Source organism: Collinsella sp. CM84Y_54, assembly GCF_036317945.1.
In the GTDB taxonomy this organism is placed as follows: Bacteria; Actinomycetota; Coriobacteriia; order Coriobacteriales; family Coriobacteriaceae; genus Collinsella.
In genome coordinates this window covers 296,696-322,564 of record NZ_JAWQCX010000001.1, presented here as the reverse complement: position 1 = coordinate 322,564, position 25,869 = coordinate 296,696, and the positions used below count along the sequence as shown (strand labels likewise).

Annotated in this window: 23 protein-coding genes; 4 read left to right on the top strand and 19 right to left on the bottom strand. The window is 55.5% G+C overall.

Features of this window, described 5'->3' with window-relative positions; all coding sequences use genetic code 11:
• Window positions 1-24: 24 nt before the first annotated feature.
• Window positions 25-1,269 (bottom strand): transcription termination factor NusA, encoded by a 1,245-nt coding sequence (nusA, locus tag V2391_RS01440; protein WP_329737967.1) that lies wholly within the window; start codon window positions 1,267-1,269, stop codon window positions 25-27.
• A gap of 1 nt (window position 1,270) precedes the next feature.
• On the bottom strand, window positions 1,271-1,765 hold the full coding sequence (gene rimP / locus V2391_RS01435; RefSeq protein ID WP_055251153.1) for a ribosome maturation factor RimP: 495 nt from the start codon (window positions 1,763-1,765) through the stop codon (window positions 1,271-1,273).
• 370 nt (window positions 1,766-2,135) lie between these two features.
• Between rimP and V2391_RS01430 the strand changes: the two genes are divergently transcribed.
• Window positions 2,136-2,708 (top strand): hypothetical protein, encoded by a 573-nt coding sequence (locus tag V2391_RS01430; RefSeq protein ID WP_329737966.1) that lies wholly within the window; start codon window positions 2,136-2,138, stop codon window positions 2,706-2,708.
• A gap of 104 nt (window positions 2,709-2,812) precedes the next feature.
• Here the strand turns inward: V2391_RS01430 and leuS are convergent, their stop codons facing one another.
• The gene (leuS, locus tag V2391_RS01425) at window positions 2,813-5,389 is read right to left on the bottom strand and encodes a leucine--tRNA ligase (protein ID WP_329737965.1); all 2,577 of its coding nucleotides are present in this window, start codon (window positions 5,387-5,389) and stop codon (window positions 2,813-2,815) included.
• A 370-nt stretch (window positions 5,390-5,759) separates the two neighbouring features.
• Complete coding sequence (locus tag V2391_RS01420; protein ID WP_329737964.1) at window positions 5,760-7,271, bottom strand: IMP dehydrogenase; 1,512 nt, start codon at window positions 7,269-7,271, stop codon at window positions 5,760-5,762.
• A gap of 193 nt (window positions 7,272-7,464) precedes the next feature.
• Here V2391_RS01420 and V2391_RS01415 point away from each other — a divergent pair, with 193 nt between their 5' ends.
• A complete protein-coding gene (locus tag V2391_RS01415; protein WP_329737963.1) occupies window positions 7,465-7,809 on the top strand; it encodes a winged helix-turn-helix domain-containing protein in 345 nt (114 codons plus the stop codon).
• A 134-nt stretch (window positions 7,810-7,943) separates the two neighbouring features.
• Here V2391_RS01415 and V2391_RS01410 read toward each other — a convergent pair whose 3' ends face one another.
• From V2391_RS01410 to V2391_RS09630, 10 genes are all read right to left on the bottom strand, one after another.
• On the bottom strand, window positions 7,944-8,954 hold the full coding sequence (locus V2391_RS01410; protein ID WP_329737962.1) for a PLP-dependent transferase: 1,011 nt from the start codon (window positions 8,952-8,954) through the stop codon (window positions 7,944-7,946).
• Window positions 8,955-9,032: 78 nt separating this feature from the next.
• Window positions 9,033-10,571, bottom strand: coding sequence for a glycoside hydrolase family 32 protein (locus tag V2391_RS01405; RefSeq protein ID WP_329737961.1), 1,539 nt, complete (start codon window positions 10,569-10,571; stop codon window positions 9,033-9,035).
• 107 nt (window positions 10,572-10,678) lie between these two features.
• A complete protein-coding gene (locus V2391_RS01400) occupies window positions 10,679-12,079 on the bottom strand; it encodes a PTS transporter subunit EIIC (RefSeq protein WP_329737960.1) in 1,401 nt (466 codons plus the stop codon).
• 184 nt (window positions 12,080-12,263) lie between these two features.
• Window positions 12,264-13,235, bottom strand: coding sequence for a LacI family DNA-binding transcriptional regulator (locus tag V2391_RS01395; protein WP_329738230.1), 972 nt, complete (start codon window positions 13,233-13,235; stop codon window positions 12,264-12,266).
• 230 nt (window positions 13,236-13,465) lie between these two features.
• Window positions 13,466-13,915, bottom strand: coding sequence for a hypothetical protein (locus tag V2391_RS01390; RefSeq protein WP_329737959.1), 450 nt, complete (start codon window positions 13,913-13,915; stop codon window positions 13,466-13,468).
• The gene (locus tag V2391_RS01385) at window positions 13,912-14,304 is read right to left on the bottom strand and encodes a helix-turn-helix transcriptional regulator (protein ID WP_329737958.1); all 393 of its coding nucleotides are present in this window, start codon (window positions 14,302-14,304) and stop codon (window positions 13,912-13,914) included. The genes V2391_RS01390 and V2391_RS01385 overlap by 4 nt, the downstream gene beginning before the upstream one ends.
• 39 nt (window positions 14,305-14,343) lie before the next feature.
• On the bottom strand, window positions 14,344-14,751 hold the full coding sequence (locus tag V2391_RS01380) for a hypothetical protein (protein ID WP_329737957.1): 408 nt from the start codon (window positions 14,749-14,751) through the stop codon (window positions 14,344-14,346).
• Window positions 14,752-15,659: 908 nt separating this feature from the next.
• Window positions 15,660-16,325 (bottom strand): RloB family protein, encoded by a 666-nt coding sequence (locus tag V2391_RS01375; RefSeq protein WP_329737956.1) that lies wholly within the window; start codon window positions 16,323-16,325, stop codon window positions 15,660-15,662.
• Window position 16,326: 1 nt separating this feature from the next.
• Window positions 16,327-17,469 carry an AAA family ATPase gene (locus tag V2391_RS01370; protein ID WP_329738229.1) on the bottom strand — a complete coding sequence of 381 codons (1,143 nt, stop codon included), beginning with the start codon at window positions 17,467-17,469 and terminating at the stop codon, window positions 16,327-16,329.
• A 384-nt stretch (window positions 17,470-17,853) separates the two neighbouring features.
• Window positions 17,854-18,081, bottom strand: a complete 228-nt coding sequence (locus V2391_RS09630; RefSeq protein WP_195534616.1) for a DUF2188 domain-containing protein — start codon at window positions 18,079-18,081, stop codon at window positions 17,854-17,856.
• Window positions 18,082-18,962: 881 nt separating this feature from the next.
• On the opposite strand from V2391_RS09630, the gene V2391_RS01365 reads away from it, so the two are divergent.
• Window positions 18,963-19,661 carry a hypothetical protein gene (locus tag V2391_RS01365; RefSeq protein WP_329737955.1) on the top strand — a complete coding sequence of 233 codons (699 nt, stop codon included), beginning with the start codon at window positions 18,963-18,965 and terminating at the stop codon, window positions 19,659-19,661.
• Window positions 19,662-20,041: 380 nt separating this feature from the next.
• On the opposite strand, the gene V2391_RS09625 is transcribed toward V2391_RS01365, so the two are convergent.
• The 5 genes from V2391_RS09625 to V2391_RS01345 all read right to left on the bottom strand — a co-directional run bounded on the left by V2391_RS09625 (window position 20,042) and on the right by V2391_RS01345 (window position 24,926).
• Complete coding sequence (locus V2391_RS09625) at window positions 20,042-20,947, bottom strand: reverse transcriptase domain-containing protein (RefSeq protein WP_442877996.1); 906 nt, start codon at window positions 20,945-20,947, stop codon at window positions 20,042-20,044.
• Between the two features lie 19 nt (window positions 20,948-20,966).
• Window positions 20,967-21,974 carry a retron St85 family effector protein gene (locus V2391_RS01360; RefSeq protein WP_329737954.1) on the bottom strand — a complete coding sequence of 336 codons (1,008 nt, stop codon included), beginning with the start codon at window positions 21,972-21,974 and terminating at the stop codon, window positions 20,967-20,969.
• Window positions 21,975-22,414: 440 nt separating this feature from the next.
• On the bottom strand, window positions 22,415-22,726 hold the full coding sequence (locus V2391_RS01355; RefSeq protein WP_329737953.1) for a hypothetical protein: 312 nt from the start codon (window positions 22,724-22,726) through the stop codon (window positions 22,415-22,417).
• 314 nt (window positions 22,727-23,040) lie between these two features.
• Entirely contained in the window at window positions 23,041-24,342 is a 1,302-nt protein-coding gene (locus V2391_RS01350) for a nucleotide-binding domain-containing protein (RefSeq protein WP_329737952.1), read from the bottom strand.
• 14 nt (window positions 24,343-24,356) lie between these two features.
• Complete coding sequence (locus tag V2391_RS01345; RefSeq protein WP_329737951.1) at window positions 24,357-24,926, bottom strand: SLATT domain-containing protein; 570 nt, start codon at window positions 24,924-24,926, stop codon at window positions 24,357-24,359.
• Window positions 24,927-24,996: 70 nt separating this feature from the next.
• Between V2391_RS01345 and V2391_RS01340 the strand changes: the two genes are divergently transcribed.
• The gene (locus tag V2391_RS01340; protein ID WP_329737950.1) at window positions 24,997-25,710 is read left to right on the top strand and encodes a hypothetical protein; all 714 of its coding nucleotides are present in this window, start codon (window positions 24,997-24,999) and stop codon (window positions 25,708-25,710) included.
• Window positions 25,711-25,869 lie beyond the last annotated feature (159 nt).

Here is a 25,869-nt window from a genome sequence, read left to right as displayed (position 1 = left end):
GGACCCGCCCGACGCGACCGCGCGCTAGATCAGGTCCTCCGCATCATCGAAGGCGTCGGTGTCGTGGACACCGCAGAAACGGGAGCCGGGACGGGCCTGGTTGCGGCACTGGATGCCGTCCTCGGACACGTACTCGCAGCGACGAACGTCGTCCTCCTCGTCACCGATCAAGTCGGCGGCGGGCTCCTCGTGAACGGGGACGTTCTTGAGGATGTCGGCGGCAAGGGTCTCAGACTTGATGTCGATGTGCCAGCCGGTCAGACGTGCGGCGAGGCGGGCGTTCTGGCCCTCCTTGCCGATGGCGAGCGAAAGCTGGTCGTCGGGCACGATAACGCCGGCGTAGGCCTTCTCCTCGTCGATGAGGACGCGGGTGACCTTGGCGGGCGACAGGGCGTTGGCGACGTAGACGGCCGGATCGGCATCCCACAGGATGACGTCGACGCGCTCGCCGCGAAGCTCGCCTACGACGGCACGAACACGGCTGCCCTTGGGACCGACGCAGGCGCCCACGGGATCCAGGCGATCGTCGAGCGAGTGGACGGCGACCTTGGAGCGCTGGCCGGGCTCGCGGGCGATCGACTTGATCTGGACGGTGCCCTCATAGATCTCGGGCACCTCCTGCTCAAACAGACGACGCATGAGCTCGGGATGGGTGCGGGAGATGACGATCGGCGGACGGCTGTGCTCGCCGCGAACCGGCTGCAGGTTGGAGTTGGGGTCGCAGACGTCGATGATCACGGCCTTGATGTGCTGGTTGTGCAGATAGCGCTCGCCCATCGGACGCTCGTTGCGCTCGTTCTCGTAACGACGCTGGTCAAAATGCGGCAGCTCGGCCTCGACGCCATCGCGGATCTTGACGATCGTGAAGTCGGGCGTGGACTGCAGCACGGTACCGCTGATGAGGTCACCGATACGGCCGGAGAACTCCTCGTAGATCTGCTCGCGGGCGGAGTTGCGCACGATGGCGTTGATCTCGGCCTTGGCGTGCTGGGCGGCGATGCGGCTCGTGTTCTTGGGGGTGACGTCGATCTCCTCGAACTCGGTGAAGTTGCCCTCCTCGTCCATGGAATCGTCGATCGGCTCCAGACGGTAGACGTAGATCTTGCCGGTGGTGCGGTCGATGGTCACCTTGGCGCCCCACTCAAGATGCAGGATCTCGGCATAGCTCTTGGCGAGCGACTGCTCCAGGCGGTCGATCAGGTAGAGCTGGTCGATGTGCCTCTCCTGGCAAAGCTCCATCAGGGCGGACATCATGTCGGATGCTGCCATGTTAGTTTCCTTCCTTCGCGGGCTTGAAGTCATAGGTGGGCTTCAACTTGCACTTTTTAACATCAGAGAAATCGAGGGTGACGGACTCGCCGTCCTCGAGCTCGAGGGTCACGTTCGTCTCGGTCGCGGCGACAATCTTGCCGGAGTACTTGCGACGGCCCTCGGTGGCGGTGGAGGTGAGCTCGCAGTCCTCACCCACAAAGCGGGCAAAGTCGCGCGGGCGGCGCAGCGGGCGCGCCATACCCGGGCTCGACACCTCGAGCGTGTAGCTCGAAGAAATGGGGTCGAGCTCCTCGATCACGTCGCCGACCCACTTGGTATTGGCCGTGACGTCGTTGAGCGACAGGCTCTGACCCTCGGCACCCTCGATACGCACACGCACGCAGGGGGCCTTGGTGGCGCCCACGAGCTCAACGTCGACAATATCGACATCGTGCTGGGGAGCGACGGCCTCGAGCGCGTCGATGATCGCCTGCTCGGTCTTGGTCTTGACCATTGCGGCACCTCCATCCATACAAAAAAGAAGCGGGGCCGAAACCCCACTTCTTTCAATTACAACTTCATTTGCAAGCAAACTATACCAATACCTGCGAAAACGTGCAAGCGTCAAAGAAATTCGCAGGTCAGCGCGCCCACAGCTTCTCCACAAGAATAGGACAATTAGGCGAGGACTCCTGTGCGGCGCCCACCCAAAAGCCCCAAAACGGGCCATGCGTCCCAGCGCACCGGCCAAATCGGGCCCTATGGGCATTCCATCCTTGGTCGCACATCGGCCAGACTGGAGCTGAAAGGCATTCCGTAGCAAAAAAGCCCACCGCACGCATTGACCGCACAACCTTCCGGATCCTCTACGGCAAGGAGACACCATGGAACGCCTAGGCACCCTCAACGCGACCGCACTCGTCATCACTGCCTGCTCGTTCGCCCTGGCGGGCTGCAGCAACGTCGATGGTAAAACCGGACCATGCAAGCCGGATCTCGGCAGCACCAAAGCCATCGAGAAAACGACGCCTTCGGAGCGTTTCGACAAAATCGACGAAGATAGAGTCGACCCCCAGGGCCTAGGTCCCGACCCTCAAGAACAGTTCCCCATTGACCTTGAGGCAGACGAGAACGTCCATGTTGCCTGCGTGGGCAAGGACACGGATGGCTACGGCGACGCCGTGTTGGTCTTTGCGGTGACAAACAACGCCGATGCCGACATGATGTTTGGCGATGTTGATGCTTATGCCTACGTCAACGGTGTCGTCCGCGACGTGCGCATGCGCCAGCCTGTCGCCGCAGGCGAAGAAACGACCGCGATGCTCACCTTTGTAGGCACCTTCGACGATCCGGACTTTGACGTGAACAACGACCTCAACGACATCTACCTCAACATCTGGATGTTCGAAGAGCAGACGGGCAACGTCTACTTTAGGGACCTGGTGCACATTCCGTAGCGGGTGACGCTCGGCGCAAGCCAAGCGGGGCATACAACGCAAAACGAGGGACGACCCCATCGGATCGCCCCTCGTCTTTTATGCGTCAGTTATGCTCGCAGTGCTTACTTAACCACCAGGTTGACCAGCTTGCCGGGCACACAAATGGCCTTGACGACCGTCTTGCCCTCGGTCCACTTGGTGACAGCAGCCTCGGCGGCAGCCTGCATTTCCTCGTTGGAGGCATCGCGGGCCACGTCAATGCGGCCGCGGACCTTGCCGAGCACCTGGACGACGATCTGCACCGTGTCCTCGATGGACTCGGCCAGGTCGAACTCGGGCCAGGCGGCGGTGTAGGCGTTGCCCTCGCAGCCGAGCGCCTCGTGCCACAGCTCGTCGGCCCAGAACGGGCAGATGGGCGCCAGGACGCTCACGATGTCCTTGGCCACGCCGTAGCACAGGGCCTTGTCGCGGTCAGCGCCCTCGGTGGCGTTGAGGTAGGCGCTCGCCGCGTTGACGAGCTCCATGACGGCCGAGATCGCGGTGTTGAACTGGCCGCGATCGAAGTCCTCGGTGCACTTGGCGATGGTGCGGTGACGCTCGCGATAGAGCTTCATCGCAGCCTCGTCGAGCACGGACTTGTCGAAGGCCACGCTGGCGTCACCCGACTGGACGAGCTGCCACACGATACGCCAGGCGCGCTTGATAAAGCGGTTGGCGCCCTCGACGGCCTTGGGATCCCAGTCGAAGTCCTTCTCGGGCGGGGCGATAAACAGGATCGCCAGACGCATGGTGTCGGCGCCGTAGGGCTCGATAACCGAGCTCGGGGGCACAACGTTGCCCTTGGACTTGGACATGGTGTCGCCGTTCTCGTCCTTGACCATGCCCTGGCACAGCAGGTTGGTGAAGGGCTCGTCCACGCTCAGCAGACCCAGGTCGCGCAGCGCCTTGGTAAAGAAGCGGCTGTAGAGCAGGTGCAAAATGGCGTGCTCGATGCCACCAATGTAGTTATCGACGGGCATCCAACGGTCTGCCGCCTCGCGGGAGAAGGGCAGCTCGGTGTTGTGCGGGTCGGTATAGCGCAGGTAATACCAGCTGGAGCAGGTGAAGGTGTCCATGGTATCGGTCTCGCGCTTGGCCGGGCGACCGCAGACCGGGCAAGTGGTCTCGTAGAAGTCCTTGCACTCGGCGAGGGTCTCGCCAGCGCCCAGGTCCAGGTTCTCCGGCAGCGTCACCGGGAGCTGATCCTCGGGCACTGGCACGATGCCGCAGTGCTCGCAGTGGATGGCCGGGATGGGGTTGCCCCAATAGCGTTGACGGCTGATGAGCCAGTCGCGCAGGCGGAACTCGACCTTGCGACGGCCGCAGCCCATGGCCTCGAGGTCGGCCACGATGGCAGCCTCGCCCTCGGAGTGCTTACCGCCGCGCATGCCGGTGTACTTGCCGGACTGGACCAGCGTACCCTCGGCAGCGTGGGCGCAATCCCAGTCGACGGTCTCGGCATGGAAGGTATCGATGGTCTCGCCGCTGGCCTCGACGGCAGCGCGATCGTCATCGTCCAGGATAATCGGCACGATCGGCAGGTCGTACTTGCGGGCAAACTCAAAGTCGCGCTGGTCGCCACAGGGAACGGCCATGACGGCGCCGGTGCCGTAGTCGGCCACGACATAATCGGCAACCCACACGGGGGCCTTCTCGCCGTTGACGGGGTTCACCACGTAGCGGCCCGTAAAGGCGCCGTGCTTCTCGAGGGTGCCCTGGGCACGCTCGACGGCAGAGATATGCTTAGAGTCCTCGACGATCTTGGTGACGGCCTCCTCGTACTCCGTGCCCTCGACGAGCTCGTGCAGACGAGCGTACTCGGGAGCCAGGACAAAGAAGGAGACGCCAAAGAGGGTGTCGGCACGCGTGGTGAAGACGGTAATCTTGCCCTCGTCGCCCTCGATGGGCTCGCCATCCTGGTCGCACAGGGTAAAGTCGACCTCGGCGCCCTCGGAGCGGCCGATCCAGTTGGCCTGCATCTGCTTGACACGCTCGGGCCAGCCGGGGAGCTTCTCCAGGTCGTCGAGCAGCTCCTGGGAGTACTCGGTGATCTTGAAGTACCACTGCTCCAGGTCGCGCTTCTCGGGCTCGGTGCCGCAGCGCCAGCACTTGCCCTCGGTGACCTGCTCGTTGGCCAGAACGGTCTTGCAGTTAGGGCACCAGTTGACCGGGTTCTTCTTGCGGTAGACCAGGCCCTTTTCCCACAGCTTCTCAAAGATCCACTGACCCCAGCGGTAGTAGTCGGGGCTGCAGGTCTTGACCATGCGATCCAGATCGTAGGAGAAGCCCATGCGCTTCATCGTGGCGAGCGCCTGGTCCATGTTCTTATACGTCCAGGCGGCAGCCTGCGTATTGTGCTTGATGGCGGCGTTCTCGGCAGGCAGGCCAAAGGCGTCAAAGCCGATGGGGTGCAGCACGTCAAAGCCGCGCATGCGGGCCTGACGGGCCATGGCATCGCCGATGGTATAGTTGCGCGCGTGGCCCATGTGCAGGTCGCCCGACGGATACGGGAACATCTCGAGCACATACTTTTTGGGCTTGCTGTCGTCGGTGTCGACGGCAAAGAGGTTGGAGTCCTCCCAGGCCTTCATCCACTTGGACTCAATGGCCTGCGCGTCGTAGGCAGGGATCTCGTCCTTATGATCTGTGCAATCGCACATATCAGCTCCTTTAATCTTTGCTGGGGTCGGTCGGCTTAGCTTTATTCGCTACTGCGGACAGTCCTGCGCAAGACGAAGAGCACATTTAGTGCTCTTCTTTGCGTGCGGAACTTGTAGCGAACAAAGCTAAGCCGCCCGACCCTAAGGTTGACTCGACTGATAATAGCAAATACAACAAGCGAGATGCCTGCGACTTGCAGGCATCTCGCTTTATCTAAATAACGTGGTTGTGAATCAACCGCTAAATGTTACCCGCCCATGTATGGTCGGGTTTTCCAAGTGCCGCAGATTGCCGTGAAAGAGGAGCGACGCGTACTTTGGTACGCGAGCGACGGTTTGAACGGCAAGGTGCGGTGCTTGGGAAAGCCGTTTAGCGGTAGCTGACGCTCTGCTGAGAGTCCTTGACGACAACGTCGTGGGCGCCGCCTTCGACGATCGAGGTCGAGCTCACCAGGGTCAGGCGTGCCTTTTCCTGGAGCTCGGGGATCGAGAGGGCACCACAGTTGCACATCGTGGACTTGACCTTGTAGAGCGTGCCGCCCACGCCGTCCTTGAGGGAGCCGGCATAGGGAACGTAGGAGTCGACGCCCTCGACGAAGCTGAGCTTCGCGGCACCACCCAGGTCGTAGCGCTGCCAGTTGCGGGCACGCGCAGAACCCTCGCCCCAGTATTCCTTCATGTACTGACCGTTCACATTGACGCGCTCGGTCGGGCTCTCGTCGAAGCGGGCGAAGTAACGGCCTAGCATCATAAAGTCGGCACCCATGGCAAGGGCGAGCGTCATGTGGTAGTCGTAGACGATGCCACCGTCGGAGCACACGGGCACGTAGACACCAGTCTCCTCGTAGTACTCGTCACGGGCGCGGCAGACGTCGATCAGCGCGGTGGCCTGGCCACGGCCGATGCCCTTGGTCTCACGGGTGATGCAGATGGAACCGCCGCCGATACCGACCTTGATGAAGTCGGCACCGCAGTCGGCCAAGAAGCGGAAGCCCTCGGCGTCGACGACGTTACCGGCACCGACCTTGACGTCCTCGCCATAGTTGGCGCGGATCCACTCGATGGTGCGCTTCTGCCACTCGCTGAAGCCCTCGGAAGAGTCGATGCACAGGACATCGGCGCCGGCCTCGATGAGCAGCGGCACGCGCTCGGCATAGTCGCGGGTGTTGATACCGGCGCCGACCATGTAGCGCTTGTCGCTATCGAGCAGCTCGTTGGGGTTGGTCTTGTGGCTGTCGTAGTCCTTGCGGAAGACGATGCCCATGAGGTGATCGTTGTCGTCGACGATCGGCAGGGCGTTAAGCTTGTTGTCCCAGATGACGTCGTTGGCAACCTTGAGGCTGATGTTCTTGTCGCCCACGATGAGCTGCTCACGCGGGGTCATGAACTCGGAGACCTTCGTCTGGTGGTCATCGCGACTGGGGCGATAGTCACGGCTGGTGACGATGCCCAGGAGCTTACCCTTGGGAGTGCCGTCGTCAGTGACCGGCATGGTGGAATGACCGGTCTTCTCCTTGAGCTCGATGACCTGCTCCATGGTCATGTCGGGGGTCAGCGTGGAATCGGACTGAACGAAGCCGGCCTTGTGATCCTTGACGGCCTTGACCATAGCGGCCTCGGACTCGGCGCTCTGGGAACCGTAAATGAAGGACAGGCCACCCTCGGTAGCGAGCGCGACACCCATGTCGACGCCCGAGACGGACTGCATGATGGCGGAAACCATGGGGATGTTCAGGGTGATTGCCGGCTTCTCACCGCGCTTAAAGCGGGTCAGCGGCGTCTTGAGAGAGACGTTGTTGGGAATGCACTGCGAGGACGAGTAACCAGGGACCAGCAGATACTCCGAAAACGTGTGGGACTCACCGGGAAAGAACGTAGCCATGTTTCTCCTTTTTCCATGCGACCGGTCGGCTGCAGGCCTCGTAGGACCCAGCCCAACCTTGGGCGCCCAATACTGGGGAAGTATCTTAACGCACTTTGACTGCTACAATGCATGATTTAAGAAGAGCACACGAGGGTTTGACGCAGGCTTTGCGTTTGCCCAGCAAGCACTTTAGCGGGGAGACGTGGAGCACATGGAGTACAAGACGACGGCAAAGTTGGTCATTCAAGCGTGCGACAAGGAATTGCCAGGTGTCTTCGGCCACGGCTGCGTCTTGCTGCTGCAAGGTATCGCCCGCGAGCACTCGCTCAACCGGGCCGCCAAAAGCATGGGCATGGCGTATTCCAAGGCTTGGCGCATCGTAAACGAGGCCGAAGGCCAGCTGGGATGCAAACTCATCGAGCGCGACGGCGCCCGCGGATCCACCCTCACCCCCGCCGGCGAGCGAGCCATCGCGGTCTACGAGGAGCTGCAGGGCGAGATCAACAACGTCATCGCCACCAAAGCCAACGACCTCATCGCCAGCATCAAAAAGTAGCTAATTTGGGACGGGGCTTTTTTAGCTGCACAACCCCTTCTCCTAAGTTGCGGTGAAATAGGAACTGTTTATGCGGTTAAAGCCGTAAATCAATCCATATTTCACCGCAACTTATGAAGACGAGGATGATTTAGCTAGTTGCGGAAGGCATTATCTAGGGTGGCGGCCACGATCAAGGGGTCGTCCGTACCGGCGAAGAGGCGGATGGTGCTCCCCTGCTCGCCGCGTGGGGCCGAAAGGCGCGTCGTTGCGCCGCCGGCGGACGATGTGCGAAACTCCTCCGGCAAAGCAACGAACAGATCATCCGCACTACGCTCGATAAGGTCGAATTCAACTGCCGGGCCAAAGCCGTGCTCGAGAATTCCCGTTGCAACCGCATGGTCGGGATGCGAGCTCAGCCCGGGATAGCGCACGTTGCGCACCATCTCATTCGCAGCCAAGTACTCGGCCAGCGCACGGGCGTGGTCGAAATGCGCCTGCATGCGGGTATCGAGCGAGTCCAGCCCGCGCTCCAGCACGTCGGTCTCCTCGGTAGAAAGGTCGAGTGCCAAAGCACCGCAGCCTGCAAACAATACGTGCGCGCACTCGGCAGCAGTATCCACACGATGGCGCTTGAGCTGCGAGCGCGCCACCGAAGCGGCGACCAACTTGCGCGGAGCCTTACCAGCGCACACACGGTCGAGCGCCTCAAGTGACAGCACGGCACCCAAGCGCAACGGATCGCACCCAAAGACACCAGCCACGGTGTTATCCACCACGAGCAGCGCATGAGCCTCACGCGCTGCGCGGCCTAACGCACGGAGATCGGGAACGCGCAGACCAAACCCGCCGATAGAGTTCACAAACCACCACAGGTGCGGCCCCTCGGCATCAAACGAAGCATCAAAATCCTCGGACGCGGCAGTAAACGCCGCAACCGACGGCGGGTCCACAAGCACAACATCACAGCCTACAAAGCCGTGCGCAAACGCATCGGCAAAGTCATCCGCAAAGGCCACCAGGCGGTCACCGGGACGCACAATACCCAGCAGCGACAGAGCCGCCGGCACATGCGGGGCCGCAACAAGACGCGCCTCGCGCGCACTGGACCTCAAAGCCCAGGCCTCTTCTAGTTGCCGTACATCCACGCGGCACCGTCCCCTCATAAGCAAAAACCCACGATGCGGGTGTTCCCCGCATCGTGGGCAACGGCTGCAGTATAGCGCCGATATGCGACGACTCGCCTAAATGCTGAGCGTATGGTAGTTTACGTTCGCACCCGGGGCGTCAACGGACACACCATAGGCCTCGGGATAGATGCGTGTCGAAAACACGAGCGCGCCATCGTTCACAAACACCTCGACCGACGAGACATCGCCGACAATGCGCACGTTACGAACCTCGTCGATGGGCTCCCAGCGCACGGTACGACCGCAACCGGCAGAAGCGCGACCCTCATCGGTAAATCGCATCTCAAAGCGCGAGGGCAGCTCGCCCTCGGCGGGCACAAACGACAGCTTCAACTCGCCATCAACGGTTGCGGTGAACGCTCCGTCGACACCGTCGACAACAACGTCAAAGCAGGTATCGCCGGCAACCTCCAACGAGCCCTCCCCTACACGCACCGAGGCATAATGGTGCTCAATCTCGCGCGCCGGCTGCTGCAGTACCACGCCGCCGTCACCGGCCGTAAGCTCGCGCGGCACCGTCATGCAGTGCTGCCAGCCGCACACCACGGTCGGTGCGTTGCCATAGGTCGGCTCATCGGGCATGCCCATCCAGCCGATTAGAATATGGCGACCGTCCTCGGCCGTGAACTCCTGCGGCGCATAGAAGTCAAAACCGGCGTCCCACAGGCGGAACTCGCCCAGCTCATAAGCGTCCTTGCCACCCGTAATGTCGCCCGATACAGGCATGTAGCCAGCGGCATACACATTGCCGCGATCCCAACGACCGCCCTCAAGGCCCTGGGGCGAGAACGACAAAAATGCAGCGGTATCGCCATTCGCATCGAGCTCAATATAGCCAGGGCATTCCCACATAAAGCCAAAACGCTCGGGCGTAGACACACGGCTCTCGAGCTCCCAGCTCAGCATATCGGCCGAGCCATACACCAGGATCTCGCCCACATCGCGACCGGCGCCCTCGCCGTGCATGGCGCAAAATCGACTATCGACATGCGGACCATCCACGCGACGACGGGCGCCCAGCACCATGTGATAACGCCCATCCGCGTCACGCCACACCTTGGGATCGCGCACGTGGCAGGTCAAATTCTCGGGATAATCCTCGGACGCCAGCACCACGCGCTTTTGGCTGAACTCCCGACCGGCAAGGCCATCGACGCTCTCCACATAAACGGTATCGGCGCGGCGGCCGGTATTGACGTAGTCGTACGTGCCGTCCGCATCGGAAAGCTTCACGTTGCCTGTGTACAGCACGCGAATGCGACCGTCCTCGGCAAGCGCGGAGCCCGAATACACACCGTGGCAATCGAACGGCTCGTCGGGCAGTAGCGGAGCGCCAACGTAGTCCCACGTCATAAGGTCGCGACTCGTCGCATGACCCCAGACCTTAACGCCGCCCTCGACATCAAACGGCGCATACTGAAAATAGGCATGAAACACGCCGCCCGCCTGGCAAAGACCGTTGGGGTCGTTGAGCCAGCCCGCCGGCGGCATAATATGGAAGCGCTGGCCATACGCGCCATGACCGCACTCAGAGGCGGCGGCGTCAACAGCGGCAACCAGCTTTGCAAGGTCCCGGCCAAGTGCATTAGACATATCAAAGTCCTAACGGATCGAAAGTTACAAGGCGCCACAGATCGGCGCCAGATGCGGGAAACACCCGCGAGCATACAGCCCGCGGGCATTCCCTCAATCAAAAGCTCTTAGGCCTGCTCGGAAGCCTTGGGCTCGTCCTTGTACAGGACAAACGAGACGCCAAAGGAAACCAGCGCGGCGACCGCAAACATGATCGTGTACTGCACGGGTTGGGCCAGGCACAGCAGGATACCGAAGATACCGGTAACGCCCGTGCCGGAAGCAGCAAGCGAGGTGAGTGCGCAGACCAGGGCACCGCAACCGCCGCCGATGCAGCCGGCGATGAAGGGCTTAAAGAAACGCAGGTTCACGCCGAAGATGGCAGGCTCGGTAATGCCCATAAAGGCGGACAGAGCCGAAGGAAGCGCCAGGCCCTTAATCTTGGCATCGCGGGTCTTAAAGGCAACGGCGAGCGCAGCGCCACCCTGGGCGATGTTGGCGGCACTGGCGATGGGCAGCCAATAGGTCACGCCGTACTGAGCGAGCTGGCCCAGGTCGATGGCGGTGTACATCTGGTGGATACCGGTAACGACCGTGGGGGCATAGAACAGGCCGACGATAAAGGAACCGATGCCGAAGGGCAGGGTCAGCAGGGCCTGGATCAGACCGAGGATGGCGTTCTCGGCCCACACGAAGATGGGGCCGACGGCAACGAGCGTCACGAGCACGGTCACGAACACCGAGACGAGCGGGGTCACAAAGAGGTCGAACATCTCGGGAACGACCTTGTGCAGACGCTTCTCGAGGAAGGCCAGAATGGCGCAGGCGATAACGATGGGGATCACATGGCCCTGATAGCCGACCCACTCAAAGCTGTACACGCCGGGAATGACGGTGACCATAGTCTGCACGCCCTCGGAGGCAACCGTGTAGGCGCTCTGCAGCGAGGAGTTGATGAACGCACCGCCGACGACGGCGCCCAGATACGGGTTGGCGCCAAAGGCCTTAGCCGCGGAGTAGCCGATCAGGATCTGCAGAATGCCGAAGGACGTGCCCGAGACCAGGTCGGCGATCTTATAGATAAAGTTATTGGTGTCGAGCGCGATAAAGCCGTTGGAGGCCATAAAGTTGAGGGCGCTCATAATGCCCAGCAGCAGGCCCGAAGCCACGATGGCGGGGATGATGGGGACAAAGACGTCGCCGAGCACCTTAATGGCACGCATAAAGATGTTCTGCTGCTGCGCCGCGGCCTCCTTGACCTCGGCCTTGGTGGCAGCCTCGACGCCACTGAGCGCGATGAACTCCTCGTAGACCTTGTTGACGGTGCCGGTGCCAAAAATAATCTGCAGCTGGCCCTGGGCCTCAAAGACGCCCTTAGCGCCGTCGATATTCTCGAGGGCCTCATTGTCAACCTTGGCGTTATCGGCAATCACCAGGCGCAGACGCGTGGCGCAGTGTGCGGCCGAAACAACGTTGTCGGCGCCACCGATGTTGTCGAGCACCTCTTGGGCTGATTTGCGGTAGTCCATGACTTCCCTTTCCTCCAACGGGCGCATGTGCACCCGGCCATCTTTGACACTTAAACTGTAATCGTTTTCAGTTTCATATGTCTGTAATCGTTTTCATAGTAGGGTGAACGGTAGGAAAAAGCCGGCGAAAGGTAGTTTTAAGGCAAAAACAGGCGACTCAGAGGCAGACAGACGTGCCCAAAACCTAGACATTCATAAGCTGATGGCCGAGCTTGAGCGTCTTGAGACCGCTCTCCCCCTCCACGCCATCGAGCGTGTTGAGCAACATATTGGTCGCCTCGACGCCACTGGTCAGGTAACCATAATGCACGGTGGGAATGCCGCCCGTCAGCGCGCGCAAAAACGCGTTGTCGCCAAAACCGCTCACGCAGTGTATGCCCTCGCCCATGCCGCGAACCTCATCGATGGCACGCAGCGCACCCGCCGCCATGGTGTCGGTCGCGCAGGCGATAAACGAAACATCGGGAGCGACGGAAAGCAGTTCACGCGCCGCACCATAGCCCGAGTCGAGCGTAAAGGACCCCTGGCGAATCAGGCTCGGATCAAGCGCCATGCCCGCGGCGCGCAGGCCGGCCTCAAAACCGCGACGGCGGTCATAACCAGCCGCGCGGTCCTCCTCGGTAACTCCAATGTAGGCAATCTTGCCGTCCACGCGACCCGCAAGCGCATGGCCCAGCTCAAAGGCGGCCTCGTAATCGTCGTGATAGACGCACGCCGCACCCTCGACATTCTGGCCAATCAGCACAATGGGCACGCGGCACGACTCAATCGCCCGACGATGCTCGTCGGTGATCATGGTTGCCACCAGCACAATGCCATCAACTGGGTGGTTTTGGAACAAATCGAGGTATTCGAGCTCGCGATCGGCCGCGTTGTCGGTGTTTGCAAGCAGCATCTGGTAGCCACGGTGACCGAGCACCTGGCCAATGCCGGCGGTAATGCGGCTCACGGATTCCGAGTTGATCTTGGGCACGATGACGCCGATGAGCTTGGTGGAACCGGTGCGCAGCGCGCGAGCCTGGCTGGACCGCACGTATCCGGTCAGCTCAATCGCCTGCTTAATGCGCTCGGCCTTGTCCGCCGATATGTAGCCACCGTTGAGGTAGCGCGAGACGGCAGCGCTCGAAACGCCGGCCAGCTCGGCCACATCCTTCATCTTAACCACGAGCACCCCTGTCTTTGAAATCGCTTTCACCATGATACCCGTGAGGAGCGACATGCGCATCGCAAGACAGGACGTCACGGTCAATTTAGCTGTCGTATCACGGGCATCGCAGGGCTTCAACTAGAAGCTTCGAAATATAAGTGCCGAATCAGTCAAACTGCCGATTCGGCACCCCGTTACATTTGCACACAGTGGCATGCAAAATCCAACTCGGGAACAGCTTACTCACTTTGGAAAGACGCATCGCTGTCCGCTGCCAATTCCGAAGGAAGAATTGCAGGCAGCGTCAAAGCCCCCATGGGCGAAAGTCCAGTAACGACCATCAGATAGCTCTTAGCGTGACCATACGCCATGGAAATCGCATTAGAGAGAAGATAACGGCGCGCTTCATCGTCTGAAATGTCGAACGGCATTTTTGTTGACACCGAAATAGCAACCGTCACATCAGCGCGCATTTTTTCCTTTGCATCGTCTCTATCAATCAGACTGCCACACACATACAGCTTTAAGTCTGCACGCTCGCCCGCCTTGTTCCTCAATAGATGGACGTCCTGATAGCTAACGTCAACTTTTAAATCCATATTCCGGGAGGGCTCATTCTCAATATGAAAAGTTGAGTCAACAACAAACAAATGAACAACCTGAATAGGCGCAATAAAATCCTTGCTCATGCAGCCAAACCTCCCGGAATCATCTCAAAGTTCAATCGTTTCGTAGAGCAGTCGCTATTAAATGAAGACCATTGTTCTCGAACAGAATTATTAGACGAAGAAAACGGTGCTTCATTCGAATAACTGGAAATGACCTGAGGAATGATTTTGATACCCAACGCAAGCTCAAACTTAGCGATTGTTTTCAGCGTCATGTTGGGCTGAGAATTCAACAATTTCGAAAGCGACTGAAGACTCACGCCCATACGCTTTGCCAGCTCGCTTTTACTCAAGCCCGAGCGCTGCATCTCGCGATGAACAATAAACTCAATATCTAGTGCGTGCTCAAAGGCACGGGTTTCGCTCGTTTCCGTTTCCGCGTAAAAGTCTGATAAATCGACCTTAACCATTACAAGTCTCCATTTCGTAAGCGGGCAAAAAAGCCGACGCTATGACTCCAAAAGCTGCTTTGCTATCGGGGCCAACAGTTTTGCGCGTTTAATTTCTTTGGAAATATTTCCCGAGCCTTGATGGCCCTTAAACCAAAAAAGCAAAACAATCTTGTCCACGCCTTGGCAAATCGCGTAGACCATTTCTCGATTAACCCCATCAAAACCCTTGAGTTCGTATAGCCCAATCTTAGGCTCGATACATCGAAGCTTTGACGTTCCAGTGACATCCTTAAGCCCGTAATCATAGATTTTTGAAATCTGATTGATCATTTTACGGGCGGTAAACTTCGTTTTAGGATCCGACATCATCTTCTGAAACTGAGAGTTCTCAGGGGAGGTGGTTAGTTCCCAAAAAGGTCGTCCCTCGGGATCAACATATTCGACAAGCTCATAGTCACTAGCCAAAGGCCACCCCCTCCGCTTCAGATGAAACCAAATATGATTAACTTATAAGTTAAGTTAACTCAAATTCAAATACAGGGCAAGCCCCAAGCCGAGTTCAAGCAATCTGCATTATTGACTCAGAGAATTGTGGGAAAGAGGCGGTAGAAACTACATTGGCAAATATGCCCCTCAGCGAAGTGCCCGAACTTTTATGGTGGCCAACAACATACCTAGAAGACTAAGGCAAGGCACGCAACCACCCAGTCACCGTGGCCGGTCTTAGGGAGCGCGGCGGTTTGCGTTGTTGCGGGCTAGGTCTTCTTGGTAGTCTTGGTCGCAGGCGTCTTGGAGGACGCGGGCGCAGGCTTGGCGTCCGACTTGGGCGACGAATCAGGCGTGGGGGCGGGTTTTCGCTGGACTTGGTCTCATCACCGGGCTTTTCTTCGCTACCGGGCTTTGTATCCCCCGCGGGATTGCCACCGGTGGGCTCATCGGTATCGGGCTGGGTCTTCCCCGCCGGCGGCTGGGCGCCTGTGGGTTCAATTACCACATGCTGAGCTACGGCCCCGCTGGCATCCATAACACAGGCGGTACCAAAGGCCCCGCCCATCGGCGTCACAAACTGCGCCGACGTAAGTGAGCCACTCTCGCAGGCAGCATCGGCTATGGCGCCGGTCGCGTCCACCCAGGAGGCGTCCACGGCAAACTGGCCATCGGAGGCGTACAGGCCAAAGAAGCAGCAGTCCTCACCCGATCCGCTGCTAGCAGCAGCAACGTGCGAGCCCATAGGTTGACTGCGTCAATACCGCTAGATTCGGCCTAGTATCCTATCGGGCCCCAAAAGGTCAATCCAGTTAAAGACGGCAGGCAGCCCGAAACAACATCTTTCATGAATCTCCAGTCCCATCAAGCCCGATCGAACTTGACCGTCAAACCAGATACGGCCCAATCACATCGAATATCTCGCCCACCTTGGTTGCAGGGTTTTGCGCGGATGGTTTAACGTTACCCAGCCCCCTATGGTATGTGACGAGGCGTCCAGCACGCTGCAACGCCTCGCCTCGTTTGCCGTCCACCACCTCGAACAGCCCTGCCAAATTCTTGCGGTACTCAATGCCCAGGTCTTTAGACATGGCTTGAGCGAGGCCACGCTGGCACTCTGCGGCCGACATGGGAGCAGTCGTATATCGAAGGTGCAGAAGGGGCCACAGCTCAAAGCAGGGGTTCGACCACAGCGCATGAAACGTCCTCAATCCATCGGTGAGCTCGGCGCATTTGCTCTCCATCGCATCGAAATCGGATGCAGGGAAATCATCCTTATCAAATACAAGCCACACATGGTCAAACGTCTCAGGAGCATAGCGACAGTGTTCGACAGCGAAGTCAAGTAGGTCGAGAGTATGTTTGCCAGTCCCCTTAACGACTACGGCAACCTTCCGCTCATTTGCTGCGCCTAACGCGGCGCGCACGCCCTCAAAGTATCGAGGCTCAGTCTCCTTGCCCTCGGTCACCACGAGATGGCGCGTCATCTGTACCATGCGAGAGCGTCCCTCGCGCTTGCCGCTGCGCCAGTCCCTCGACTTTTTCGCGGCCATATTAATCCCACTCCTCAATGCGCGTGAGATACGGGTCGGCACCATAGCGGCCAGACAGGTACTGCTTGTCGAATGCCGCGTTCTTGCTGACCAGGTTACCATTTGCCTCGTGGATGTCGGCGAGCGACCATAGCTGGCTCGCCTCCCACTCGCCGCGTGCAGCAAACCATATCTCGTCGCGGCGAAAAACATCGTTTCGCATAGTGGACACGTCCTGAGACGAGAAGATGAGCTGCGCGCCGCTCTTGTTGACTTCGGGATCTTTGAACAGCAGAATCACGTAGCGCAGGAGCTTCGGATGCAACTTGGCGTCGAGCTCGTCGACAACGACGGTACCGCCGCGTTCGAGCGCCGCCAGCAGAAACGACGCCAACCCCATGAGCTTCTGAGTACCGGCCGACTCCTCGGACAGGCGCAGATCATAGCCCTTGCCGTCCACCTCATGCTTTACGAAGACGCGCTGGCCGCGCCATTCCGGAGCTTTCTCAACCCTAAAGCCATCGATACGTACGTCAACGGCACGCAGAAAACGCGTGATCTCGAGTGAGTCATCCTCGTCGAGCAACTGTTCGAGCATCTGCTCCAGATAGGAGCTGTTGTAGTTCAGGAACACCCCATCAAGAAACCAACTGGCGGCCTCTTTGATCACCGGCGCGTCAAAGTTGATGCAGAGAAACGACAGGTATGGCAGGCTCGGGTTGAATCTCGCAGCCGTCACGAGCTTACGCAACGTGGGACCAAGCTCAACCCCTGTCCCCTCGCGCTCGAACAGCATCGCCGTGCGTGACGCCCCCAATTTGCGCCGCCACAATCCTTCGGACACGATCTCGTCCGCATGCACGGACAGGGCATAGCGGTACTCATGCTCACCCGCGCGATAGTAGAGCTCGAACTCGGTGGGCTTAGCAGCCGACACGTCATCGAACTCGAACGCAGAGCAACGGGGTATCGAAGATCGGTTACCTTCTGGCGCATCAGTGCTGGCAGACAACAATCTGATCGGCCTTGCCACCGCCGAACGAATATAGTCAAGAGCCTCGAGCAGGTTAGACTTGCCGCCAGCGTTAGGCCCGTAAACCGCAGCTACCGGAAGGAAACTCTGCCCGTCAGGACACTCTATGAGGGAGCGCTCGAACTCCCTCATCGATGTTGCCTGCATGGAAAGCACAGTTTCGTCGCGATAGGATCTATAGTTCCTGAAGGTAAACTGGCAAAGCATCGTCCTCAAAATTCCTTTCATTGTTTTGAAAAGATATTTCAGAGTTTTTATTTGATTATAGACCTTAAATAGCATCAATCAAGTGTTTGCAGTATGTGGAGCAAAGGGTACAAGGCCAAAACTCGGAAGTATGCGGCAAATCCCTAGCATGCCGAGCACTCCGGAATGCCGCAATGCTTCTGCCTGCGGATCCTTTATGCGGAAAAGCCGTTGTGCTCGGGGGTTCCAGAATTTGCCGCATACTTCCGGCAGGCGTTTGCGGCTGCGGACACGCTAATCCATGCCCGCAGCCGCAATGGCGTCAAGCCCCTATCCTCTCGGCGGGAAGGGATCGTGCCCATGGGAATCCTTTGCGCGGATTCTGCCATCGGGACGATGGGTGATTAGCTCAGAGTGCTGATTAGAACTAATTTGACGACCGCGCTTTATAGCTTCGCCCTGGGTCGTCGTAACAAAGGAAGCGCGACGCGCTCCCTCGCCCTTAACCTGCCATTTGCCATCCGCCCGCTTCGTAACGTGCTGGTTTCTACCTTTCATACTCACCTCACCTTCACGACCGATTGCTTAACGCGCTCACAGCATGAGGCTTGCAGCAAGTTCACTCGTGCCGCTTTGCTTAAAGCATAACTACTGGCGCGGACATAAATCGGACCTGGAAGGTACGGTGTGGGATCTCGAAGAAGCGCAAAACAGCCGCAAGCTGAAGCTACCGTATCGCGCATGGTCAAATAAGTGCGGAACATAACGCCAGGACAAATACGCCTCATCCACCTCAGCTCCCCCCTCCCCGACTCAACCTGTTGATGCCCACTTAAAAATAGTCCGAATGGTCATCGAGAATTAAGCACGGTGAGCATTAAGAATTGAGTAGTTTAACCAGAAGAGCCGCGCCCCAGAAGCCCCCCGGGGGGGCGATGCGCTTTATGCTAAAAGGCCGACGCTCTCGGAGGTTCCAGAGGCCGCCGCACATTATCGACAGGTGAACTCGGAAGTGCGGTAAAAAATGGGACCTGTCGACTAGGCCCCAGGTTTGGACTCTTGCGGCCTGCGATTTTGTTGGCAAAAATCGGAGTGTGCGCGGCAAGTTTCGATTTTCCCCGCACTTCCGAAATTCGCGATAAAAGCCCACTGCCCAGAAGCGGATACGGACAAATGCCCTCGGTAAACAGCCCCTTAAACACGAAAACCGCCTTTCGGCGGTTACCACGGACCAAGCCGGACATACCGTCGCAAGGCCTCATCACAAGGCTTACTTTAAGGGAAAGCTCGGGGTCCATCAATCCTATGCCGCTAATCCTCCAAATCAACCTTTGGACTCATTCTTTGGGTAGCAGGCAGATTTTAGCCATTAATGGGAACCATGTTGATATCAAGACAATAAAAGGAGCGCTGCAGCAAATCGAATAGACAGGAGAGACATGCAAGCATTCGAAAAAATAAAGACCACCGATGATTTAGGTGAACACGGAGGCGGCATATGGAAGAAATGGCCCTGGAAGGACTCCGATCATTTTGAATTAATGTCCGATCTCATCCTTAAGGCTAAATACAGCATTCAAGATTTCAATTCCACTATCGGCGGGGGCTTCTTGCCCAACCCAAAGGACACCGTTTATCTTGTGGCACTTGCTACATGGATAAAAGATGCGTTCTGGCAAATTAAAGAGAACTGTCTGAGAAAAGAGATCAAAAACGATTTTGAGTTCTCTAAACAAAGCGAACTCGACGACGCGAGCAAGTATCTCCAAGTTGTTCGTTCGGTAGTTATTGCCCACCCCCTCAATTCAATTAGACATCAGGATTATGGTTTTGGACCAGAAGGGAGAATCTGCATTGATATAAGAGGGAAAAGCCTACTTGATTCCTTTCCTAAGGCAGTTATTTATCGCATCACACCAAAAGGATTTTCAAGAATCAGCTGCGTGGGCGATAATGACATCGCATTGATGACATGTCGCAATATCCGCAGCGCCACAGAACAAAAAGGCAAGCTGCACTTTGAAAGATGCTGCCTCGACATGCGAGACATACGCAATTCTGCCGAGCTTTACATTGACGCTTTATACGAACTGGACCGCCACCTTGGTCGCATCAGGAGGAAGGATTTTATTAAATAGCCCCAGTTCATTAGCTTAAAATCCGATCGTTCGACCACTTCATCCGAGAAGAAACAACCATCACGGACAAAGACGCGCATGATACGACCTGTACTAACAATGAGCGAAGTCAACATGCGGCAGCGCAGCAGGACCGGACGTTAGCAAGAAAACGGTAGTAAAAAAGCACCGGGACCAGTGTCGGGCCCGGTGCCAAAGCGCAATATCGGCGGCATTGATTCGCGATATTCAGCGGTGCTCAAGCAGTAAATACTCAAAGCGCTTCGACTCCCTCGAAGTATTAACTGTCCAAAATTTAATAGAATATGCAACCAATTCGAGAATGGTTCAAAAAGCAAGCCAACACAACCGTCACATGCCGCCAGCAAGTCGCCCGCCAATCACCCATAGGCGAGCTCTACTAACGCTGGCATAACTCCTCCGCAAGAAACAGCCTTACCATAGCTCGCGTACTTGGCTAAAAGCGCATTGCAATAATCCGGTTCAACCTGTTTGCAAAAGCTCAAGTGGCCTAAAACGCGATGGGCGTAATTACGATCGCACTCGCGCATAAGCACCTGGTATAACGAGCACTTTAGCTCTGCTTTTCTTTGGGGCCCCAGTCGAAGGACGCCATTGCAGTCAAGATAGATGCCCGTGATTTTACGAAGGTGCCCTCGCCCAAAACAACGAGTTTTGTCCTTATTCAGATCAAAACCCTTTTGCTTTAGGCGGTCATCGACAATGGCTGAAATCTCCGCGGAGTCTATCCATTCAGTTGATGAAATGCAGATGTCGTCAGAGTATCGCGAGTAGACGAATCTATCGCCTAGTCTAGCTGCAATCTCATGGTCAAACGAAGCCATTATGCGATTGGCGATAAAAGGCGAGCACGGAGAGCCCGTTGCAAGAGAGCCCCGATAGCAAGATAGAGTTACAAGAAGATCGACATCGTCTGCAGTAAGACGCGAGCGAGATTCAGTGTTCGTCGACCGATACGTTCCCCCTGAAAACAAATTCCTAACCATTTGCTGAGTGCAGGACTCAAAGAAATGACGAATATCAAGCAGAAGAAAATGACTACTCTTAGCATGGAGCCCGGCATTACGGCAGACACTTGAGCCCTTTTCGTAGGCTGTAGCGTAAGGAAGATCTATATCAAACTCCGTATTTATATAATCCGAAATCCAACATTGGACGAGCTTCAAATCTGGCCGAGGCGCAACAATCTTTCTCCCACCGGCAGAAAAACAGTGATACCTATCTGTCGTTGAGCTTACAAGGCCCAATAGCTGACGATTTGTCATTCCAAGGTCGAAGCAAATTCTATCCGCAATAGACACCGGCAACGCCTCCATACCCCATTGATCTCTTACGAAGGATTACCCGCGCCCTCATATTTAAGAAATCTCGGTCTTCGTATCTCTTAAACATGAAATAGGAATCAAGGTGTATCGTGCTTTTAATCAGATAATCCGGACCCCTATTGCATCTCACTTTAGAAACAAGACCGGTAGCTCTCATCATGCAGCAAACATCCGACCAAGATATCGGAACGCCGGCATTTTTCATGTCTGCATTTAAAATGGGCGAGAATATTTTGAGCTTACTAGCACGGAAGCCTTTGGCCGCACAGTATATCGTTCGTAAATCGGTCTCCGACATGGGGCCCAATAATTGAAGCAAATCAAGTAACTCATGGACGAGCGAGCCCACGTTAATCTTGGACTCGTCTAGATTGATCATCTTTCTAGCGGCCTTTTGGCTAGCCTTGCCCCGCTTAGTAGCATTAACACCAATAAGGGGTCTTAGTTCAGAAACAAAGCGGCACAAGTCAGGCGAAGACATTGGGTTATTTAAGTCTAAGTAAAAGACTTTGTTAAGCGAGGAGTCGCCCGTGGCTATTTCTTCCACTGGCCCATCAATCAAGAAGCTCCGAGAGCCCTTATATTGCTTTCCAACAGCAACAGAGGTAATCCAAGCAGCATGAGGCAAAGCGGAGAAAGCGCCCAACTCGCAAAAAGATCCACAGCTCTCTGCAAAAATCAATATCCAGTCAGATATGTCGGCAAGCATGGCCTCTTGCTGAAGTAAATTAAGTCTCGAACCGTCCATTTCCTCCGCTACGTCTTCGGCGGTAAGACAAAAAACGTTTTTTAAAGCCTCGGTGTGATTGTTGGACACATAAGCTCTAAAGAATCGTCGAGAGGAATGCAGACTCTGATCACCGCCGCAGGGAAAGATAAACAAGGGCAGTTTATTAACGTCACGATAAACCCTCAGATGATTTCTCAGGATATTCAAATCAGTTTTACTGATACAGTCGCAGAGCATTGCACCTCGATTCCAATAAGGACAAGGCCGCACAGTCCGTGCATATGGTCATTCCGTAGGCGCGGATTCGGGTCCGTGGCTATGGAATGACCATATGCACGGACCCAAATTGGTGAAAACGTCTCAGTCCATCTTTAACAGAGGACTCGCTCCAGTCGGGGCAATCAATGACTAGCTGCGACCTTGTCGCAAGTAACTTTACCATCAATTTGTGTCTTAGGCTGGATATTGGCCGTCTTTAAATCCCACGGCAGGCATATGCGCTCGCTCTTGGCTATATTTGTCGTCACCACAAATAACGACAGTCCTAAACCAAGCCCGAATCAAACATCAGCAGAGCCGCAACGTTGCGCCAAGTTCCACCATCAAGTGAACATCACATTTATGCGCCCTGTCTACAAAAGCAATACCAATATTTGTAAAAATCGGAGTTAAATTCCCTAGCCAACAACCGTCCAATCACTACCGGCAGTACTCGAAATCTTTGAGGAATCACCGTTGCACACGATGGTCGCCGAAGCGCCGGGCACATACTTGAGCTCAAGAACGGAAACGCCTTGTTCCTTAAGCTTCAAGGTCATCTCGGTTATCTGGGTTTTACTCGCATCATTTTTGCTAACCAGCTTGACGCCTTTGGCATCATTTTCAAGCAGGCAGGATACTACCGTTTTGTAATCGGACCAATAACAGTACTCTCCAGAAAGCCATCCAAGCTCGATGGCACATATCGAACCGGTCACAGAAACCGTCATTGGACGCAAACCGTAGCGCTGCCTTTCCTCAAATTACAGAACATCGCAAAAAACGCGGTTAGCATTAAGTAATCTCGTTCCACAATAGTCCCCGTAAAATGGCGCAAAGTGATTGCGGATAGCCCGCGACAACATCCAGTTGTCGCAAAAACGTCAAAGGGCCGTTGCCGGAAAACCGAACAACGACCCTTCTTTGTCATCGCCTCACGTAGAGTCCACGACGGCTATATCACTGAGAACATCTTACAGCGACGCTTATCGACCCAGCTGGGCGATAATCAAACCAGATCAAAGAACGTAATTCGTACTTTAAGCTAGCTGATAGGGACTTCAATTCTAGATCGTGCTATACAAACGCCGTTCCTAACCGCATAGCACTCGACATAATGTGGGCCAACAAAATCAGTCCTCTCGTCATGGAAGCCATCTTTATTGCCACGTTGAATTTCGCCTCGGATGCAGTTTCTCTGAAATGCCGCTTCACCGCGGTTGCGAACTTTCCAGTAAAAAGCGCAATCCCTAAAAGAAGCAGCATTGACAACAAAGAAATGAAGCGAGCGCTTTCGTAGTAAAGGACAATGTCCAGCCAACATATCCCTAAGTAATGAGGGCCTAAATCCATGCTGTATAACTTGGCAATCGATTTCCATCGAACGACGAATATCAACCTTAAATTGATCCTCGACAAATCGCTCATCAATGGCCACTCCATACTTGGAAGCAAATTGGGCTTCTTCACTATCGGAAGATCCATCGACAACAGCTTCGGAAAACGGCTTTCCAAATAAATCAATGAGAACTTGCTCTTTTTCATCAGAGCTAGTGGCATCGATTAGTTTTCCATGAGCTTTCTTGGCTTTTGGTACAAACGCCCCATTGTCATCATTCGTAACCTGTTGGTTGCTGCCCAGAGCATGCCAAAAAGATTGTTCGCGATCTTGCTCGGACAAATATTTAAAGAGGTCGGACAAGAGGTCATACGGGTCGCTGGAACGGTCTTTCTGGTTATAAAAACTATTAACAAGAGTATCGATGAGCAGGCCCTTAAAATGAAATCCAAGAGTATTTTTCCAAACCCTTAGAGCATTGCAGAGCCTTTTGCCATCTCCATCGGTCCTTTCAAATAGAACAGAACAGGCATCTTGCTCAGGAATAGGATCCGTCTTTTTCCAAGATCCTCCATCATTCGAATCGGGAAATTTAAACGAACCGTCATCCTGCTCAAAAGCAGGAACCAAATCAATCGAATAAAACCTGTCTGTGAAATTAATCACTACAGCCTGTCCGTCACCTTTTATGTCAGTCTTGGGGTAACGGCTTTTAATGGTTTTTTTGACTTCTTGGAGAAGCGCTGATTGCCCATTAGAGTCATAGGCATTGAATCTCGTATAGACTTCCTGTGGCAGTACAAACAAAAGGTCGAGATCGCTAGTTTCCGAAACAGCGGTTTGCCGACCAACTGATCCAACCACAAGACAATGGTCATCGACAGAATCCGAATCGTAGTATTTTTTGTTCAATAATTTCGTCAATGACTCAATCGACGATTGATACTCACTCAATGAATCCAACGAAATTGAATCGAAGAAGTTCTCAAAAGAACGTTTTTCGTCCATGTTGCTCCCTTCAGTTATCTAACCAAATCCCTCAATCCGACAGGGAGTATTTGTTCTATCTCCATCGGAGAAAACCCACAGTCGCCCGCCTTAATGCTTTCACGGGCCTTTGAATAAGCTTTGGGATTTGTCATAGGGCTTTTTGTGTAAATTGAAGAAACTTCCTTTTGAAGAGAATCACGACGAGACCTGATTTCCGCCAAATCAAATGAGCGGCTGTCGGCAAGAAGTGATAGATACCCCTGAAGAATCACCCAAATTGCATCTGCGGTAGCGCCATGACAATTCGCCCTCTCGCTCAAGTTTGCCCCTTTAAGATAAAATGTTATTGCTAGACTGATCACAGATAGGCCGGCGGCAACCAGCGCCGCAATTTTCATTCCAGATAGCCAGATACTTACAAAGCCACAAGCGGAAACCGATGTCAAAACAGTCTGCATTACGGATAAGCGGTTGTTGAGTCCGTTGGCGTTGTCCGCCGCAACGAGCTGCGTCTTATACGTATATAAAAGATTTGCATAAGCCTCAGCTACTTGCAGTAAGAGCCTGCGCCTTTCTTCAAACTCTTCAGTGGTTGTTTCCATCGCTATCCTCCAAACAGTCAGTTTTTTCTAAAAGGATAGGACGCCGCGAGGACAAAAAATATCGCAAAATATGGCAGGCATTAACCCCGAGATTCGAGTACCAGAAGTGAGCCATATGCATAGCCCCATTGATAGCGAAAGCTACGTCATGCCCATCCTTGGCAGGACCAAGATTGATATCTGGGAGTGTTATGCGAGACATGTTCTGCAATTTATCGATAGCGACAAATACGGCAATTTGGCTTACAGCGACAAACCGGATCTGATCGATCGGGAACAGTCCCTGGGCATAGAGGTAACAGCTTCCCAATCACAAGACAGCAGAAAGGCAGAATCCCTCTATTCCAAACTCCTATACGAGAATGATTCTTCTCAGGAAAAACGTCGAGTCGAACTTATTGAGCAATGTGGAGCGCATTTCGAAAAAGAAGTCCTGTATGGCCCAAATGGTTCTGATTCGTTCGAGCCGGTTATTGAGGCTCTTCGCAAAAAGCTGGACAGACTCGACTCTGGTGACTACGAAACCGTTAGGAGAAACGAGTTGTTTGTCAGGTCCAATATTCTTGCTGACGAGGAAATGCTTCGCGAAGCGCTCTCCAACATGAAAAAAGAGTCCAGTGATCACTCATGCCACTTCGCATCTGTTATCGTCTCGGTCCCTGGATACAATTACGTTTTCGACCTCGATGCATCGACATGCGTATCTCTTGAATTCGAATATGAAGACCAGCATCGTATTGCTCGTGAAGCAAACAAGGAAGTGAACATCGCACAGTCAAGCTGAGGCGTGCCACTATAACCAATCTACTAGCAGACCATTTCGTAGCGGGTCGGAATATAGCACCCGAAGCTCTTTGCTGCGCAAGCGTTAACGTCCTAATGAGCCAGCACACCCAAGCGGCGCAGGTCCACGTCAATCCGGCACGAAGGTTCTGAGAATATC